Genomic DNA, 18,559 nt, shown 5'->3' with positions numbered 1-18,559 from the left:
TGTGAAGAAAGGTTGAACATATATGCTGAAAATTGATGGCAAAAGACTTATATATCACTATGATGCGGAGGAACTGTGGATCGAAGCCTGGGGGAAGAATGCAGTCAGGATCCGTGCTACCAAGCAGGCGCTGATGCCTGAAACAGACTGGGCGCTTACCATATCGCAAAAAGAAAAAGCAGATATAGATATTACGGAAGGCGGGGCAGTGCTGAAGAATGGCGGCCTCAAGCTTACGCTTTCCGATGGCGGAAAGATCGTCATCTATAAGGCAGATGGGACCAAAGTTTTCGAGGAGTATTGGCGAACCAGAAGGGATGTCACAGATCCCAAGTGCAGCGCCATCGAGGTGGAGGGACGAGAATTCAAGCCTAACGTTGGTGGAGACTATCACCTTACCATGCGCTTTGAGTCCGTTGATGATAAAGAGAAGATTTACGGCATGGGCCAGTACCAGCAAAGGAATCTGGAGCTTAAAGGGTGTGACCTGGAGCTTGCTCAGAGAAATTCCCAGGCCAGCGTACCCTTCATGGTATCTTCCCTTGGATATGGACTTTTATGGAATAACCCGGCGGTTGGAAGAGCCTTTTTTGGCAAAAACATCATGAGCTTTGAGGCCTACGCAACAAAGTATCTGGATTACTGGTTCGTTGTCGGAGATACTCCTGGCGATATAGTAGAGGCGTATGCTTCCGTCACCGGAACTGTACCGATGATGCCTGAATACGGCCTGGGATTTTGGCAGTGCAAGCTTAGATACCAGACCCAGGAGGAGCTTCTGGAAGTTGCGAGAGAATACAATAAGAGGAAAATTCCTCTTGATATGATCGTGGCGGATTTTTTCCATTGGCCAAAGCAGGGTGAGTGGAAGTTTGATAAGACCTACTGGCCTGATCCCAAGGCAATGGTGGACGAGTTAAAAGACATGGGATGCGAGCTCATGGTATCCATCTGGCCTACTGTAGACCGTGAGAGCGAGAACTTCGATGAGATGCTGGAGAAGGGATACCTTATAAGGACAGAGCGGGGATTCAGGACAGGTCTTTATTTCCAGGGGGCCACAGTTCATTATGATGCCACTAATCCGGCAGCAGGGAGGTTCGTCTGGGAGAAGGTTAAGAAGAACTATTACGATCTTGGTATAAAGACGTTCTGGCTTGATGAGGCGGAGCCTGAATATACCGCTTACGATTTTGACAATTACAGATACTTCCTTGGAACCGATCTGGAAGTGGGTAATTACTATCCTGTGGGGTACGCCAAAGGCTTTTTTGACGGACAGAAGGAAGCAGGGCAGGAGAACATCGTAAATCTCCTTCGCTGTGCCTGGGCCGGAAGCCAGAAGTATGGCGCACTGGTGTGGTCCGGGGATATTGCTTCAAGTTTTGAGTGTTTGAGAAACCAGCTTTCGGCCGGGCTTAACATGGGCATGGCCGGAATTCCCTGGTGGACCACGGATATCGGCGGTTTCCACGGTGGAAACCCGAATGATCCTGCCTTCAGAGAGTTGTTTGCAAGATGGTTTGAGTGGGGCACATTTCTTCCTGTCATGAGGCTTCACGGGGACAGAGAGCCCAGGCAGCCGCAGTTTGGTACCACAGGCGGCGCCACCTGCAGGTCCGGCGCTCCAAACGAGATATGGAGCTACGGAGACGAGGTTTATGAGATATGCAAGGAGCACATTTTCCTGAGGGAGTCCATGCGGGATTACATACGCGGCTTGATGTCTGAGGCTCATGAGAGCGGAAAGCCGGTTATGAGGACTCTTTTCTATGAGTTTCCTGATGATCCGAAGGCCTGGGAGACCGATGATGAGTACATGTTCGGCGATAAGTATCTTGTTGCTCCCGTGTTTGAAGCAGGTGTAAGAAAGAGAAGTGTGTATCTTCCGGCGGGATGCAGGTGGAAGGCGGCTTTTGTGAATGACGAAGTTGTTTATGATGGCGGGCAGATTATCATGGCGGATGCACCTCTTGGCAGGATTCCCGTGTTTGAGAGAGTCTGATAGGGTTTGATAGATTTTGATAGCGTTGATAGCGTTTGATGGTTGGCAGGAATATGTCGATACAATTCCGTGAAAAACCGTGAAAAATCAGTGTATTTGCTTGAATTTGGTACTTTATGAGGGTAGAATTATGGGGATGGTAAAAATTAGTTTGTTGGAGGAAAAAAGATATGAAGATTTGCGCTAATTGCGGAACTCAGGTTCCTGATGATGCTACTTTCTGTAACAACTGCGGAAGCTCAATGGCCGGCAGCGAGAGCGTTGCCCCTGCCAATAATGCAAGTGCTGACGCACAGCCCCAGGCAGCTCCGGCTCAGAACGGACAGCCCTATCCCCAGCAGAATTATCAGGGTGCGTACCCTCAGGCTCCTTACGGACAGACCGGATATCAGCAGGGATATGGATATGCTCAGTATGATCCCCATGATCACACAGCTGAATTTGATGCAGCTGATATTGCAGAGAACAAGGTATTTGCAGCAGTTCCGTATTTCTTTTCCAGTTTTGTGGGAATTATCGCCGGTATCTATGTGAAGGATTCCGCGTTCGTTAAGTTCCACATCAAGAATGCACTTAAGATTGATCTTGTGACAATCATTCTTTGCCTCTTCTTTGCGATTCCTTTTATCGGATGGATTTTCTCAGGCGTTTGCCTCCTTATCCTTCTGGTTGTGAAGATCATCTGCATGGTTCAGGTTCTTCAGGGCAAGGCCAAGGATGCGCCTATTGTGGGCTCGCTGGGATTTTTGAAGTGATAAGTGGATTTAACATGGTGATTTAAATTGACATGGTGATTTGGCCGGAGCGCTTTGGATGCGCCCCGGCCGTTTTTATCCCCGCGCAAGAATGGCACAGTCTTGAGTTTACGATATTGCAAATATGGGACGGGGAATACTGAACGTAATAACATCAAATTCTTAAGAACTGTTTAAGAACTCCTTAAGATTTCCTTAAGGTGGTTTACAAGCATCTCTCATGATGATATCGTACCTTTTGTCAGATCACTGATGACGATAAATCCTAGATTTATTCGTGTTTATCATCAGTGCCTGCTCCATTCGGAGCGTCTGCTGTCGATCTCATACGACGGCATATTTCCAAACACTGACCTGTGAATAAATGTCTTAGCGCATATTCGGCTAAGGCCGAGTTTTAGCGCATCCTTTCAGCGTGCATATAGTAGTGATTAACAAAAAACTCCTTTCTATGCTGCATCACCTGCGGCGTCTTCCCATTCTTTGTTTGTCACAGGTCAGTGGATTGTCTAAAACATTTCACTATATAACTTTCCAATATATAAATTCATCACCTGGAATGTAATGTAAATGTGCATATTATTGATGTTTTAAACCCTTACTCACATTACGTACTTTACATTGACAGGATAAAATGCGGGGGATTAAAATATTCCCAGAAAGGAATAAATGGTTGTTGAGTTCTACAAATTAGAATCAGGTGCTAAGCCAGCCGGGGAGTTCATAAAATCTATTACAGATAAAGAATTAAGGGCTAAAATGATCAGAGCTATAAAGCTGTTGGAAAAATATGGAACAGAGCTAGGCATGCCGGATTCAAAATATCTTGAAGATGGAGTTTTTGAACTAAGAGCAATATCGGGTAATAACATAGCCAGGTGTCTTTATTTCTTTGTTGTAGGAAACAGAGCTATTGTAACTAACGGTTATGTAAAGAAGACGCAAAGAACTCCGAAAGATATCATTAAAAAGGCTAAAGAGTATAGGTTGGATTTTGAAAGGAGAAATAGCAATGGGAGATATTGACGAACTGCTGGAAGAACAACTGAAAGATCCTGTATTTGCAAAAGCATGGGAAGATACTGAGCTTGAATATCAAATAAAATGCATGTTACTTGATGCTCGCTTAGAAAAGAAGATGACGCAGAAAGAGTTAGCTGAGAAGTCAGGAGTGCGCCAATCAAATATCAGTAGAATAGAAAAGGGAGCATGTATGCCAACGCTAAAGACTCTTCAGGAACTTGCGAAGGGGCTTGGCAAAAAATTGAAAATAGAAATGATTTGATAATAAAGCGAAGATCACTAAATCGTGGATTGTCTAAATGTACTCCATTTGAAACCATATCGATAAAACAGTATAATATAGATAGTCACTAAATATTAGTGACACAAAGCGATGACTTCATCATATTGCTTCATAAGCCGCATCCGGGAGACCAAATGTCTCGTGGGGCTACAAAAGCCCTTAAAGATGTACTGGAAAGGAATGGTGATATATGAATAGTAGTGTCCTGGAGTATAAAGGTTATTATGCAAATATCAGATTTGATTCAGAAAGCAAGTCACTAATTGGCAAAATAGAGGGCATCAATGATCTTGTGACCTTTGAAAGCAGCAGTCCTAAAAAGATAGAAAAAGAGTTCATTTCTGCGGTTGATGATTACCTTGCCTTTTGCAAGGAGGTTGGTAAGGAACCCGAGAAAACTTACAAAGGCAGATTCAATGTGAGAATAAGCCCTGAACTTCATCGACAGATAGCCAGGAAAGCCTGCGAGGAGAATGGAACCATTAACTCTGTCGTGGAGAAAGCAATAAGAGCTTATGTGATGAACTGATAACACTTACGATACGATGAATTCATATCCGGATTTACCCGAGTACGGGTAAAAATGATTGACGATAGCATCTCCTGAAAGTAAAATATAGATAGAAGGAGGTGCTTTTGTTATGGATGTTAAAGAGCTTAAAGAAAGAAAAAAAGCTTTGAAACTCACAACCATAGAGCTTGCCAGGAAAGCAGGGCTTCCCTATGGTACTGTCAGCAAAATCATGACAGGAGAAACTAAGAATCCAACAATGGCAACATTGGAACTCCTTGATAATGCACTGTCACATGAAGAAATGGTGGCCAGAGTTACGGCTTATAAGGAAGAGCTGCTTGCATATATTCTTAAGCATCAGGGCGAGAAGATTGATCAGATAAAGTTTGAGAAGGAATACAGGAAGGAACACAATCTGGATAATGCCCCAATTCCGTATGCAAAGCAAAGAAATGACAGTGTAAATACAAACTCTAGCAATGGGAATCTTGCGTTATTTGGCGACGAAAGGGTAACTGAAGAGGTTCTTACACAGTTTGGAGAAGATCGAAATATAGAACTTATTGATGGTCATATTATTGTAAATGAAGCTCCCGGTATGGATCATCAGATGGTTGTGCAGAATCTTGGATATGTAATTCATGAGTTCATACAATCCAATAAAGGCAAGTGCGTATTGTATAATGTGGGAGTTAATGTTCGCCTGGACGAAGACGACTATACGGTTGTGATTCCTGACATCGTTGTCCTATGCGACAAGAACAGGATGGATAAGAAGTGTATAATCGGAGCTCCTGACTGGGTAATAGAAGTCACATCTCCCAGCACCCGGGACAATGATTATGATCTCAAGATGCATAAGTACATGCACGCAGGTGTTCGCGAATACTGGGTCATTGACCTTGAAACGGAGAAAATCGTGACCTTTACAGAAGGTCAACCTATGGAAACTCACATATACGGTTTTGAGGATGATGTTCCGGTGTATATCTATGATGGGAAGCTTAAGATCAGGCTGGTTGATATTGGTATAGATTTTGCATAACACTAAATCTGCGCTTTTTTGAATGACAAAGCACTATATATAGAGTATAATAAAATAGGATAATTTCAAAGTAGTCCCTGACTAAACTTTATAAAGAAATTGACCGATAAATAGTTTAGGGACTGTATAATGTCACGAATATTCGCGTTCTGTGAGGGCACTGCTTTGAGGAGCAAAAAAGTGACACATACTGCCAAAGCGCTGGTCATGCTTTGGAATATCGGATTATTTGCGTTTATATGGCTGGCCTATTATAACCGCAATGCTTTCCAGACCTACTATGTGCTTGGCGGCATTCTTTCCATAATCATATATGTATTTATCTACAATGGATTATGCAATCTGTATAATGCTTTCAGAATTGCGTCTTCTTCGATTGCGGAGATGGTGATCTCACAGGCTATCTCTTTTAGTATCGCTGATCTCATCCTTTATGTTGAAGGTAACCTCATAAGGAACAGATATACCAGCTTCATTCCGGGGCTGGGCATTGTGGTACTCCAGGTGCTGGGAACTGCCCTGATCATCACGCTTTCCAAGCGCATTTTCATGTCCTGTGTTGAACCGCAGAAGACTCTTTTGCTGCTGGGAAGCTGGGTTTCCATGGACGAAGCTGAGCGCTTCGAAGAGAGAATCCTCAAGAAATACAATCACCTTTTTGATTTCAAATATGTGGAGTACGAGACCATCAATCCTGTAATGCTTGAGGAGAGGCTTTCCGAGTGCTGTGCAGTTATCATGTACGGCTTGTCTGTTGAGCAGAGGCGCATCCACATGCAGCATTGTATCGACGCTCACAAGATCTTTTACTTCACACCAAGAATTGAAGACATTATCATTCAGGGGTGCTCCACAAGGCATCTTCTTGACACACCGCTCATGAAGTACGACTACGTGTACGAGGATCACAAGAGACTCAATGCAAAAAGAATCTTCGACGTAGCCTTCGGTATTGTCTTCACTGTCTTTTTTGCCCCTGTAATGCTGATCATCGCGGCTGCAATCAAGATTGAGGACGGCGGACCTGTCTTTTTCAGGCAAAAGAGATGCACAAAGGACGGAGAGGTTTTCGAGATAATCAAGTTCAGAAGCATGGTTGTGAATGCAGAAGAGAAGGGCATTCAGCCCACCATCAACTGCGATCCCAGAATCACCAGAGTTGGCAATATTATCCGCAAATACAGGCTGGATGAGCTTCCCCAGGTTTTCAATATTCTGGCCGGCGACATGACCTTCGTGGGACCGAGACCCGAGCGTGTTGAGCACGTTGAGCTCTACACCAAGGAGCTTCCGGAGTTCAAATACAGAATGAAAGTTAAGGCCGGACTTACCGGCTACGCCCAGATTTTTGGCAAGTACAACACCTCAGCGTTTGACAAGCTAAGGCTGGATCTTCTGTACATCGAGAATCAGAGCATGGGTTTGGACATCCGCATTATCCTGCTGACACTTAAGGTTATGTTCAAGGGTGAGAGCACGGAAGGTTTTGAGAAGGAGATGGTCCACCTGATGAACAAGAGAAGCAGACGGGTAGGATAAGGCTAAGGACCAACCTATCCGGAGCAAAAGAATGTGCGGCATCCAGAAAGGGAATTGGAGACGATAAAATAAGATTGTAAGAAGGCGTAGATGGCACAAAATCTACGCTTTTTTCTATGACAAATAACAATATATAGATTATAATTATAATGTATGGTGCGATACTATACAGTTTTTTAGACAAGAATATTTCGACGGTATCAGCTGATGAAAAAGATAATGCTTTTAGCAAACCGGGATTTCGTTCTGTACAATTTCCGGTTTGAGCTCATACAAAAACTGATAGATGAGGGGCGAGAAGTAGTTATATGTCTTCCTTACGGTCCTAAGGTTGACCTGATGACTAAGGCGGGGGCGAGATTTATTCCGCTTGAGGTAGACGGTAGGGGAAAGAACCCAGTCAGGGATATCAAACTTTTCAACAATATTGAGCGAATATATGCATCTGAGAAACCGGATATAGTTCTTCTTTTTACAACGAAAGTATGTATTTATGGTGGAATGGCAGCTGCCAAGATGCAAATACCATATATTATTAATGTATCTGGTTTAGGTACAGCAGTATATCAACCTGGACCAATACAGAAACTGACGGTGGAGATGTACAAAAAGGCCATTAGCAAGGCTTTATGTGTTTTCTTTCAGAATGAACAGGGGAAGGAGTTCTTCAAACAGCACCATATCGATGCAGATAGGGAAAGAGTTATTCCCGGATCAGGAGTTAATACAGATAAGTGGAAATACCTTGAATATCCTGAAGAGAATAATGGTATTCACTTTTTGTTTGCAGCTCGCCTGATAAAAGAAAAGGGGATAGAAGAATACCTGGAGTGTGCAAAAAGGATTAAGAAGACTTATAAGAATGCTTTTTTCCATATTGCAGGGCCTGATGACGGAGGATATGAAGGACGCATTAAACAATTGGAGAAACAGGGCATTGTTAAATATCATGGGCAAGTTGATGATATTGGTGAGATATTAAAGCTTGCACATTGCTTAATACATCCTTCCTATTACCCGGAAGGTATTTCTAATGTATGCTTGGAGGCGTCCGCGAGCGGAAGACCTGTTATTACTACTGATACGACAGGATGCCGAGACACTGTGTCCGATGGTATAAGTGGATATGTGGTAAAGTCGAGGAATATAGCGGAACTTATCAAGTGTGTAGATGGTTTTATAAGCAGCTCTTTTGATGATAAAAGAGAAATGGGGATTAAAGCCCGAGAAAAGGTGGTTCGCGAATTTAACAGAAATGATGTTATAGCTGCATATATGAATGAGATTGAGAAATTAGATTTTGATAAAAAAGATACTGTCAAAGATCCTATTCGCGTTCTTCATATGATAGCAAGCCTTGAAATGGGTGGGTCTCAGTCGATGGTGATGAATATATACAGGAACATAGACAGGGAGAAAGTCCAGTTTGATTTTATTATTGATCACACGGATCGCGATGATTATCGTAGTGAAATAGAAAGTCTGGGAGGTAAGATTTTTGTTTTGCCCACGTTTAGAGGGGTAAATTATTTTGAAATAAAAAAAGCATGGAATTCCTTTTTTGATGAGCACCCTGAATATAAAATTCTCCATACTCATTCACGAAGCTATGCCTCTGTGTATCTTCCAATTGCCAAGAATCACGGATTAAAAACAATTGCTCACAGTCACAGTACCTCTAATGGGAAAAAGGCTGTTTCTCATATTAAGGATTTCATGCAGTTGCCAATAAGATTTCAGGCAGATTATATGTTTGCGTGCTCGCTGGAAGCTGGCGAGTGGCTCTTTGGAAAAAAGGCTACTAAGTCCGATAAGTTTAGAATCATTCCAAATTCAATTGATTTTGATAAGTTTAAATATGACGAGCGCGTCAGAAAAAAGGTAAGAACGGAATATGGCTTAACGGACTCTTTTGTTGTGGGGCATGTCGGAAGAATGATAGAAGCCAAGAATCATTTCTTTCTTTTGGAGTGCTTTAAGGAATTTAAAAAGTTGAATCCCGATTCTAAGCTACTGCTGGTAGGAGATGGAAAACTCATGTCTGACGTAAAGAATTACGCCGGCGAATTGGGTGTATTACAAGATACCATCTTTACAGGAAATACAGATAGTCCACAGGATTACTACCAGGCAATGGATTGTTTTGTTTTTCCTTCCCTATGGGAAGGCTTTGGGATGAGTGTTATTGAAGCTGAAGCAGTTGGATTATCGTGTATTGTTTCGGATGTTATTCCAAAATCTGTAGATATGGGCGTAGGGCTGGTTTCTTTTGTTAGTCTCGGCGAAGGCCCAGCCGGCTGGGCTGATAGAATTAATGGATGTAATCGTATTCATTCTGGAAATAATCATATTTATGCTGAGTTTGATATTACGAATAGTGCCCAAAAGCTCCAGTCTTTTTACGAAGATATATATTAGGAGGCTAGCTTATATTGGAAGTCGTATATGCCAGTGATCAAAACTATTATCCTTATGTGTATGTATCTATAGAAACGCTGCTTGAAACCAATAGCAATGAAGACATTCACATCAATTATGTATTTCAGAATGTTGATCAGGATAAATGTAATAAGCTTTCGGAACTTGGGAAAAAATATGGCTCTGATATAAAGCTTATACCATTTCAAATGCCGGATGTATATAAAAAATTACCGTCTTATAAGGGCACCGGCAGTAAGACTACGTATGCAAAATTCCTTTTTGCATCCATGTTTCCGGACGAGGATAAGGTGCTTTTTCTGGATCCGGATACTATAGTCCTTGGCAGTATCAGACCGTTGATCGAAATGAATCTGGGTAACAATCTGGTAGGGGGAGTAATTGAGTGTCTGCCTTATTATCATAAAGATGCTGCTCTTATGGGAGAAGAAGACCGGTATATAAATGGAGGAGTATTGTTATGTAACCTCAGAATGTGGAGAAAAACAAATTTTGAGAAAACTGCACTAGAGAGACTTGAAGATACATCTAAGAATTTTAATTATGATCAGGGAATAATAAATGAGATTTGCTCAGGCAGAATAAAGATAATTGATCCACGTTTCAATGTATTGGCGGAAGTATTTGCGTTTAAGTCATCAACAAAAATTCAAAGAAGATATAGGATTATCAATTACTATAAACAGGAAGATATTGACGCAGCTATCAGTAATCCAATAATTATACACTTTACAGAATTTTTGTATAACAAACCAATGTCAAAGCATTGCGATCACCCATATGCTGCATATTTTCAGGAAAAACTGCAGGCAACGGGACTTAATATTTCTTTGAGTGACGACAAAATAGATAAGAGAAAACAGATAAGGAAGTGGTTTTTTGAAAATACGCCTTTTGATGTGTACTTAGCTGTTGAAGAAATTCTGGATATCAGAAGGCACTATCACATGAGACATCCCAGGATAAAGGAGATGTACGAAATAATAAGGCAGCATGGAAAAAAATGATTATCAAGGGTGAAACAGATGGCTTCAAATAGAGACTACGCTCTTCTTATTACTTCTAGTAATGTGAATTGGGGAACTGGTGGAATAGAGAGGTATATAAAAGCTCAGGTTGAATATTATCTGTTGAATGGGGTTTCTTGCTACACTATTTTTCCAATAAGGAAAAGCATGGGCCCTATTTCTGTCGAATACTTAGGCGTGATGGAGGGGTTTGATTTCCTCGGAGTGTGTGCTCCTCAAAAACTTGTGAATTATTTTGAAAAGAATGCTAAAGATGGGGCTGGACAAATATTTATTCACAGCCTGATCAACTGGAATATCAGAGTATTACAGAGACTTATAGAAGCTATAAATCCTTCTGGAGTCTCATTTTACCTTCATGACTATTATTCGATATGTATACAGTATAATCTTCTGAAAAATGGGAAATATTATTGCGGTGATTCCAAAGTGAATGCCTCAAAATGCTCTGATTGCGAATACTATCAGAGAACCCTTGAACACAGAACTGTCCTTACACATTTCTTTAATAATCTTGGGAAGTATGAAAATAAGTTTATAGCGCCATCAGAAACTGCAAAAAAAATGTTCGCGGAGGCCTATCCGCAGTTTATTGGAAAGATAATTGTAATCCCTCATCTTATGGGAGACGGAGAGTATATTCGCCGTAAAAGAAAAGACATCACTACAATGAAAATAGCATTTGTCGGAGCAAAAACGATCAGTAAAGGCTGGGATTCCTGGCTTCGAGTTAGCGATGCTATTTTAGAGAAAACGAGTAATTACAAGATATATTATTTTGGTGAATATGAGGATCATAGGCCAGGCATAACAAATATACATGTGTCAACCAGAGACGGAAAAGATGCAATGATAAAAGCACTCAGGGACAACAATATTGATGTTTGCCTCCTTTTATCAATTTGGCCAGAAACCTATAGTTACACATTTTTTGAGTCAGAAGCAGCCGGTTGTTACATAGTCACTGCAAAAACCAGTGGAAACATAGCTCATATGGTATTAGAGAGAAATAACGGAATAGTACTTGATAATTCAATGGATTCTCTTTCTGAACTGCTTTTCGATTATGATGCTTTTAGTGAAAAAGTAAAAAAGTATTTTGACAAGGATGTGATTGTACCATTGGGCTACAGAGACAATATCCCTGACGTGACATGTGTCTCCACGTCGAAAAATGACAGACTTAACACGGCTTTCAGCGAAGTACTTAAGAAGAGATCTTTTTTTGCACTTATTACAGAAAAACTCTATACAAGGAAATATTCTGATTACTTAGAAGGAACAAAATGAGCCAGGCTGTGCTTGAAAGAACAAATTCAAAATCTTTTCTGGGGGTAAGATCAAAAATCTTACTACTTTTTGCTGTGAGTATATTTTTTGATATGGACTGGGTTTATTTCAATATTGCATGGTATGGCAATAGCAGATTAAGCACAATGGCATCTTTGTTGGCTTGGGCAGCAACATTTCTTCTTTTGTTCGAGGAGATGAGAATTCAAGGGCAAGCCCTGTTTACGCTGACGTTAAGGGAACTGGTGATAATGTTCATTGCTATAGCAGTGAAAGTACATGGAAGTTTGTTTGGCGCAGAAAGTAACTTCGATTTTGCTGTAGGTGATATCAGACTCCTTCTTGTTGTTTATCTTGTGATTAAGATGTCGCCAAAACGAAAAAAGATTCTATTCGAGTACATAATTGAGCTGTTTCTCCTGTTTGCCACTATAGGTCTTATATATTATTTAGTGTGTGTACTTGGACTACAACGACTTATTCCTCATTCAGTTATCGCAAGAAGAGGTAGAAGAAATAACATCATAAGAAATCAGCAGTTTTATTATGTCTTTCCAATGGGGGTAGTGCTTCGGTCAGGAGGACTATACCGTTACTGTGCGATATTTGATGAACCCGGTGTTCTCGGAACAATATCTGCTTTGCTATATGCAGGATCCTATAAAGGAATCAAGAAAAGGCTGCGAATACCTGTGTTACTTATAGGCATTTTGACACTCTCTACTGCCTTTTACATAATCATAGCCGTCTTTTATTTATGGATAACGTATACCAAGAAGATGTACAAGACCCTGATAGCTATTGCAGGTGTATTGATTGTATATGGGATTATCTATGCTCTTCCTAATGACATTTTATTGATAAAGACACTTCAGGAAAAGATGCTTATAAATACCCTATTCTCCAGGAGAGATACAAAGAGGTTTTTGGAGTATTATCGAGCATTTATAGCAGGTGGAGGATATCCGTTGCTTATGGGTATGGGGAAGAGTGCCCATAGACTTATTAATGATGGAACATATTCATATAAGCTGATTCTTTACGATTATGGAATCATTGGTTCCATTTTATATATATCACTTTTTATACAGACTTACCTGCGAGATAGATCCAAAGAAGGAATCGTATTTTTTCTGTGCTTTATGATATCAATTTTTCAAAGACCTTTTGTTTATACCACCTTCTTTTACCCGCTGTTTGTAACTGCGCTATCCAGCTTTAATTATGAAGCGGATGAAACAAGTGAAATAGAGGAATATGAAGCACAATGGCAAGGATCGGAATACTAACATTTTGGTTTGCACATAATTATGGGGCAGTATTGCAAGCATATGCTATACGGGAATGGTGCCGCCGAAACGGAGAAGAAGCGGATATTATTCCTTATTATCCTGATGCTTTTCGAAGGCAGTATGAAATAGATCCGTTTGCAAAAAACATAGCAATCAGGACAAGAGTATCAAGGATTGTAAAGTATGTGCATAAGGTAAAGCAATATAGAAAATTTAAGGAATTTGATGATGCTTATCTGGGGATAAAGGATCACATTTATGGTCAGGAAGAAGTTGGAATATTCTGTAATAAATATGATCTGATTATTTTTGGTAGCGACCAGATTTGGAATACCGAAATAACATCCGATGATATGACCTATTTTGGAAGTGGAATCATTAAACGAAAAATATCTTATGCTGCCAGTTTTGGATCAGGATTTGATAAAAGCATTCAATATGAATTGGTTTCTGACTTGTTGAAACGATTTGACAGGATTTCTATCAGGGAAGGTTACATAAGAGATAAACTTGAGGAGGTAGTAGGAAAAAACTGTGATAATGTGTTGGATCCGGTTTTTTTATTAAGGGGAGATGAGTGGAAAAAGCTTGCAATTCCTGCTTCGTTGAAGAAACCTTATGTTTTGGTTTATCTACTGGAACCAAGCGAGGAGCTTTATAACTATGCAACCGAATATGCCAAGTCAAATGCGCTTGATATATATGAGATACATCCGACAAGGAACAGTTATTTTTATGGCGCTGATCAGCTAAATGACGTTGGACCATTGGAGTTTTTGGGACTTGTGTCAGAAGCTGATTGCGTATGCACTAATTCATATCATGCGGTAGCGTTTTCTTTAATTTTTCATCGCAAATGTCTGCATTTGCCTAATTGTAAATCACCTGAAAGATCGATGGAACTGTTGAGAAATCTGGGGATATGTGCGGATGAAGACAACATGCCTTTATATGAGTTCTCAAAATATGACGGCGAACTATTGGATAAAATGATCATTGCATCAGAGGACTTCCTGAGGGACTGTGTTAAGAGAGGTTAGAAAATGGATAAGTACTATACTTCTGAAAAACATACGCAAATACTGATTGCACTCTTGAAAGAGCATGGGGTTAAGAAAGTAATAGTAAGTCCTGGTACTGCTAATATAAGTTTTGTTGCCAGCATACAACATGACCCATATTTCGAGATATATTCTTCTTCAGAGGAGAGATCGGCAGCTTTCATCGCATGCGGGCTGGCAACTGAATCCGGAGAGCCTGTAGCGTTAAGTTGTACAGGATCTACTGCATCAAGGAACTATGTGCCCGGTTTGACGGAGGCTTTTTATCGCCATTTGCCGATTGTGGCCATTACATCAACACAACACCTTGGCAGAGCAGGAAGTTTATACCCTCAGCACATTGATAGAAGCGCTCATATGGTCGATCTTGTTAAAGAGAGTATAAGTGTTGAGAGCGTTTATTCAGAAGAAGACGAATGGGCTTGTGAATTGAATATAAATAGAGCACTTATCGCAATGCGAAAAGATGGAGGCGGACCGGTTCACATAAATTTGGTGACCGAATTTAGCAGGGATTATTCAGTGAAAAAACTGCCCGATATAAAAATGATTCGATTCTTTGGCTGTGAAGATAAGATGCCTGACATAAAACACTTCAATAGAATTGCTATTTTAGTCGGAGTTCACAGAAAATGGAGCGATTTGCTGAAAAAAGCTGTGGATGAATTTTGTTGTAAGTATAATGCAGTTGTATTAACAACTCATTCTTCAAATTACAGTGGTGATTACGGAGTTGCATTTCCGTTGATAAATGGATTATTGCATTATGAGAATGGGCTTGATGACGCCAATCTTGTGATACATATTGGTGATACAGCCCGATATGTATCCGGAATGAAAAAGGCTGAAATGTGGAGAGTGAGTCTTGATGGTAAAGTGGCAGATCCGGAAAAGAAGCTTACTGCTGTTTTTCAAATGAAAGAGGAATCTTTCTTCGGATACTATAACGGAATGATAGACACTATCCCTGATTATGCAGAGAACTGCTATGCAAAGCAGTGGCAGCAACTGTATGATTCTGTGCTGGAAAAAGTGAAAGAACTACCGTTTTCAAATGTATGGATAGCAAAAAACATGTTATCTAGGTTGCCATCGGGCTGTGTTTTGCATCTTGGAGGGTCAAACACAGCAAGAGCATGGAATTACTTTAAATTACCTAAAGATATAACTTGCTTCTCAAATGATGGAACTATGGGAATTGATGGACAGGTTTCCGCACTAATAGGAGAGTCTTTGGCTTCTCCCGATAAACTTCATTTTGGTGTTGTCGGGGATCTTACATTTTTTTATGATATGAATTCATTGGGGAATAGACATATTGGCAATAATATTCGGCTTCTCGTGATAAACAATGGAGGGGGCGCTGAGTTTAAGCTCTATTCACATATTGCCAACGACTTTGGTGATGAAGCTGATGACTATATTGCGGCATCTGGGCATTTTGGCAATAAGTCCCCCGAGTTGATAAAAGATTATGTACAGAATCTTGGATATAAGTATCTGACAGCCTCCAGAATGGATGAATTCGAACAAGTATTGCCGGAGTTCCTTGATACGACTATGGATAAGTCGGTTGTTTTTGAAGTGTTTACAAATTACAAAGATGAAAGTGATGCTGTCTATATCATGAATCATTTAATGCAGCCACTCTCAGGCCTTGCTCGTGAAACTGCGAAAGAAACTATAAGAAAAGTGGCTGGTGAAAAAGCCGTCAATGCAGTTAGAAAGATAATCAGAGGAAACTAGGAAAAGATGCTGAAGAAGGTTAAGGTAAAATATGATTTGCTCCCTATTCAGATGAAGGCATCATTCTGGTTTTTTGTATGTGCGGTTCTGCAGAGGGGTATATCAGTTATCACTACACCCATATTCACCAGGCTTTTATCAACGACCGATTATGGGAGGTATAGTGTTTTTTACTCATGGCTTTCCATCGTTACTGTAATAGTTACGATGAATCTTTTCACAGGTGTATTTACCATGGGTATAGTAAAGTTCCGAGAAGAAGAGAAGGTGTTTACATCCTCGCTTCAGGGACTTACGATTACTCTTTGCCTGGCATGGACCATAATCTATTTATTATTCAGAGAATTTTGGAATTCACTGTTTAAGCTGACTACAGTTCAGATGTTGGCTATGCTCATCATGATATGGGCTTCGGCATCCTTTTCTTTTTGGATGACGACTGAGCGTAACCGCTTTAGATACAAAAGGCTGGTGCTTATAACTCTCATAGTATCCATCCTAAAACCGGTAATCAGCATAATATTTGTGTTGAATTCAAATGATAAGGCAACAGCCAGAATATTGGGCATTGCCCTGGTTGAACTCGTTTGTTACTCAGGATTTTCTTTTGCTCAGATAGCTACAGGAAAAGTGTTTTTTTCTTCAAAGTTCTGGAAATACGCAATTTTGTTCAATCTACCGCTTATTCCTCATTATTTGTCCGGTGTCGTTTTGGCGGGAGCCGATAAGATTATGATACAAAGAATGGTTGGTGAATCGGAAGCGGGGATCTATGGTCTTGCATATTCGCTTGCTCAGATCATGCTGATTGTAAATGAATCTCTTAATAAAACTATGAGCCCTTGGCTATATCAGAAGATCAGGGATCGAAAATTTGAGAGTATGGAAAGAGTGGTTGTATCCTCTCTGATATTTGTGGCAGCATGTAATATATTGCTGATAGCAATCGCACCTGAATTGTTATTTCTGTTTGCTCCAAGAGAGTACAGTGAAGCTATATATACAATAGTGCCTGTTGCTCTAAGTGGGTTCTTTTCATACCTGTATCTTTGTTTTGCACCTTTCGAATTCTACTATGAAAAAAGAATATGGACTACTGTTGGGACTCTTGTCGGAGCAATATTGAATGTGATTCTCAACTATCTGTTGATTCCTAAATTTGGATATGTGGCAGCGGGGTATACTACACTGTTGTGCTCTGCGATACTTGGCTATACACATATGTATTTTATGAAAAAAGTCTGTGATAATTATCTGAATGGAGTCAGACCATACAGATACGGAATGTTTCTGGCTCTGAGCATCTGCAGTACAGCTTTGGGAATGGCTTTTGTCCCGGTCTATGAACATAGGATAATAAGATATCTACTGTTGAGCGTTATCGTGATCATTATTTTTTTGTTCAGGAAGAAAATTGAAGTATTTATTAGGCGGGATATTATTCAATGGGAGAGTAAATGAAAGTACTAATATTGGGAGGCACCGGAGCTATAGGAATATCGTTGAAAGAATACCTTATCAAAGCTGGCCATGAGGTTCATATTACCAGCAGGAGTAAACATGTTTCCGGTGATACTTATTTTCATCAGGGAAATGCCCATGATAAAAGTTTTCTGAGTGGACTTTTGAATGAAGGATATGATGTAATAATAGATTTTATGTCTTATTCGACGGATGAGTTTTCAGATAGGGCAGATTATGTTTTAAATAGTACTTCTCAATATATTTTTGTTAGTTCAGCAAGGGTTTACGCACCTTCCGACAAGATAATAACGGAGGACTGTCCTCGGTTGTTGGATGTAAGTGAAGATTGCAATTATCTGCAAACTGACGAGTATGCTCTTGCAAAAGCTCGTCAGGAGGACGTTCTATTATCATCAAACAAAGGGAATTATACCATTGTACGTCCCAGCCTTACATATAACATAAATCGATTGCAATACGCTCTGGGTGAAAAAGAAGAGTGGTTATTTAGGGTACTTAATAACGAGAAGGTAGTATTTCCGAAGTGTTTTGAAAATGTATATACGACAATGAGCAGTGGAAATGATGTGGCCCGTGCAATTTCACTCCTCGTAGGAAATGAGAAGTCCTACGGAGTTACCCTAAATATCGCCGGGGCAGAGGCTATTACATGGGGAGAAGTGAACGGTATATATCGCAAAACGCTTCAGACAGTAGCAGGTAAAGAGCTATTGATAGAGTATATAGATGATTGGGAGAAGCTTGCCGGTAGGCTTGGAAAATACTATCAGATAAAATATGCTCGCAGTATCAGCAGAAGGTTTGACAATTCCAGACTCGAAAAAGTGATAGGAAAGCTTGAATTTGAATCCACTGAGAATGGAATTTCACGTTGCCTTGAAGGATTTCTTAGAGGAGATAGGTCTTTTGGCCATATCTCTGCAAGAACCGAAGCATATTATAATCGTATAACCGGAGATTCATTCATATATGGAGGATTTTCAACGACCGAGAAGATCAAATATCTTGTGGGAAGGTATACTCCGTATTTTGAAGTATCAAGGTGAGTTTGACT

General features: G+C 40.4%; 15 protein-coding genes. All 15 read left to right on the top strand.

The genetic code is table 11. From position 1 onward, the window contains the following. Positions 1-22: 22 nt before the first annotated feature. The gene (locus T456_RS0117260) at positions 23-2,005 is read left to right on the top strand and encodes a glycoside hydrolase family 31 protein (protein WP_024867254.1); all 1,983 of its coding nucleotides are present in this window, start codon (positions 23-25) and stop codon (positions 2,003-2,005) included. A 170-nt stretch (positions 2,006-2,175) separates the two neighbouring features. Continuing rightward, complete coding sequence (locus tag T456_RS0117255) at positions 2,176-2,760, top strand: zinc-ribbon domain-containing protein (RefSeq protein WP_024867253.1); 585 nt, start codon at positions 2,176-2,178, stop codon at positions 2,758-2,760. 669 nt (positions 2,761-3,429) lie between these two features. After that, complete coding sequence (locus tag T456_RS0117250; protein ID WP_024867252.1) at positions 3,430-3,786, top strand: type II toxin-antitoxin system RelE/ParE family toxin; 357 nt, start codon at positions 3,430-3,432, stop codon at positions 3,784-3,786. Further along, complete coding sequence (locus tag T456_RS0117245) at positions 3,773-4,045, top strand: helix-turn-helix domain-containing protein (protein ID WP_024867251.1); 273 nt, start codon at positions 3,773-3,775, stop codon at positions 4,043-4,045. The genes T456_RS0117250 and T456_RS0117245 overlap by 14 nt, the downstream gene beginning before the upstream one ends. 211 nt (positions 4,046-4,256) lie before the next feature. Next, positions 4,257-4,595: a type II toxin-antitoxin system HicB family antitoxin gene (locus T456_RS0117240; RefSeq protein WP_024867250.1), complete on the top strand. Its 339-nt coding sequence runs from the start codon at positions 4,257-4,259 to the stop codon at positions 4,593-4,595. Positions 4,596-4,707: 112 nt separating this feature from the next. Continuing rightward, the gene (locus T456_RS21680; protein WP_024867249.1) at positions 4,708-5,625 is read left to right on the top strand and encodes a Uma2 family endonuclease; all 918 of its coding nucleotides are present in this window, start codon (positions 4,708-4,710) and stop codon (positions 5,623-5,625) included. 180 nt (positions 5,626-5,805) lie between these two features. Continuing rightward, complete coding sequence (locus tag T456_RS0117230) at positions 5,806-7,164, top strand: sugar transferase (RefSeq protein ID WP_024867248.1); 1,359 nt, start codon at positions 5,806-5,808, stop codon at positions 7,162-7,164. Positions 7,165-7,371: 207 nt separating this feature from the next. Next, complete coding sequence (locus tag T456_RS21675; RefSeq protein ID WP_081749141.1) at positions 7,372-9,582, top strand: glycosyltransferase; 2,211 nt, start codon at positions 7,372-7,374, stop codon at positions 9,580-9,582. Positions 9,583-9,596: 14 nt separating this feature from the next. Next, positions 9,597-10,610, top strand: coding sequence for a glycosyltransferase family 8 protein (locus T456_RS0117215; protein WP_024867247.1), 1,014 nt, complete (start codon positions 9,597-9,599; stop codon positions 10,608-10,610). A gap of 18 nt (positions 10,611-10,628) precedes the next feature. After that, positions 10,629-11,921 (top strand): glycosyltransferase family 1 protein, encoded by a 1,293-nt coding sequence (locus T456_RS0117210; RefSeq protein WP_024867246.1) that lies wholly within the window; start codon positions 10,629-10,631, stop codon positions 11,919-11,921. Next, positions 11,918-13,210 carry a hypothetical protein gene (locus tag T456_RS0117205; RefSeq protein ID WP_024867245.1) on the top strand — a complete coding sequence of 431 codons (1,293 nt, stop codon included), beginning with the start codon at positions 11,918-11,920 and terminating at the stop codon, positions 13,208-13,210. Before T456_RS0117210 ends, T456_RS0117205 begins: the two co-directional genes overlap by 4 nt. After that, on the top strand, positions 13,189-14,253 hold the full coding sequence (locus tag T456_RS0117200) for a polysaccharide pyruvyl transferase family protein (protein ID WP_024867244.1): 1,065 nt from the start codon (positions 13,189-13,191) through the stop codon (positions 14,251-14,253). Before T456_RS0117205 ends, T456_RS0117200 begins: the two co-directional genes overlap by 22 nt. Positions 14,254-14,256: 3 nt before the next feature. Then, on the top strand, positions 14,257-16,020 hold the full coding sequence (locus tag T456_RS0117195) for a thiamine pyrophosphate-binding protein (protein ID WP_024867243.1): 1,764 nt from the start codon (positions 14,257-14,259) through the stop codon (positions 16,018-16,020). A gap of 6 nt (positions 16,021-16,026) precedes the next feature. Next, the gene (locus T456_RS0117190) at positions 16,027-17,481 is read left to right on the top strand and encodes an oligosaccharide flippase family protein (protein WP_024867242.1); all 1,455 of its coding nucleotides are present in this window, start codon (positions 16,027-16,029) and stop codon (positions 17,479-17,481) included. Further along, entirely contained in the window at positions 17,478-18,551 is a 1,074-nt protein-coding gene (locus T456_RS0117185; RefSeq protein WP_024867241.1) for an NAD-dependent epimerase/dehydratase family protein, read from the top strand. Before T456_RS0117190 ends, T456_RS0117185 begins: the two co-directional genes overlap by 4 nt. Positions 18,552-18,559 lie beyond the last annotated feature (8 nt).

Origin of the sequence: Butyrivibrio sp. FCS014, assembly GCF_000526935.1 — a bacterium.
Classification (GTDB): Bacteria; Bacillota; Clostridia; order Lachnospirales; family Lachnospiraceae; genus Butyrivibrio.
The sequence above is the reverse complement of the archived record's forward strand: the minus strand, read 5'-3'. Positions and strand labels throughout refer to the sequence as shown.

Excerpts from the sequence above, each read along its gene's own strand:
- T456_RS0117250 (WP_024867252.1), top strand. The coding sequence starts at position 3,430 with ATGGTTGTTGAGTTCTACAAATTAGAATCAGGTGCTAAGCCAGCCGGG.
- T456_RS0117245 (WP_024867251.1), top strand. The coding sequence starts at position 3,773 with ATGGGAGATATTGACGAACTGCTGGAAGAACAACTGAAAGATCCTGTA.
- T456_RS0117195 (WP_024867243.1), top strand. The coding sequence starts at position 14,257 with ATGGATAAGTACTATACTTCTGAAAAACATACGCAAATACTGATTGCA.
- T456_RS21680 (WP_024867249.1), top strand. The coding sequence starts at position 4,708 with ATGGATGTTAAAGAGCTTAAAGAAAGAAAAAAAGCTTTGAAACTCACA.
- T456_RS0117240 (WP_024867250.1), top strand. The coding sequence starts at position 4,257 with ATGAATAGTAGTGTCCTGGAGTATAAAGGTTATTATGCAAATATCAGA.
- T456_RS0117190 (WP_024867242.1), top strand. The coding sequence starts at position 16,027 with ATGCTGAAGAAGGTTAAGGTAAAATATGATTTGCTCCCTATTCAGATG.
- T456_RS0117185 (WP_024867241.1), top strand. The coding sequence starts at position 17,478 with ATGAAAGTACTAATATTGGGAGGCACCGGAGCTATAGGAATATCGTTG.
- T456_RS0117200 (WP_024867244.1), top strand. The coding sequence starts at position 13,189 with ATGGCAAGGATCGGAATACTAACATTTTGGTTTGCACATAATTATGGG.
- T456_RS21675 (WP_081749141.1), top strand. The coding sequence starts at position 7,372 with ATGAAAAAGATAATGCTTTTAGCAAACCGGGATTTCGTTCTGTACAAT.
- T456_RS0117260 (WP_024867254.1), top strand. The coding sequence starts at position 23 with ATGCTGAAAATTGATGGCAAAAGACTTATATATCACTATGATGCGGAG.
- T456_RS0117205 (WP_024867245.1), top strand. The coding sequence starts at position 11,918 with ATGAGCCAGGCTGTGCTTGAAAGAACAAATTCAAAATCTTTTCTGGGG.
- T456_RS0117210 (WP_024867246.1), top strand. The coding sequence starts at position 10,629 with ATGGCTTCAAATAGAGACTACGCTCTTCTTATTACTTCTAGTAATGTG.
- T456_RS0117255 (WP_024867253.1), top strand. The coding sequence starts at position 2,176 with ATGAAGATTTGCGCTAATTGCGGAACTCAGGTTCCTGATGATGCTACT.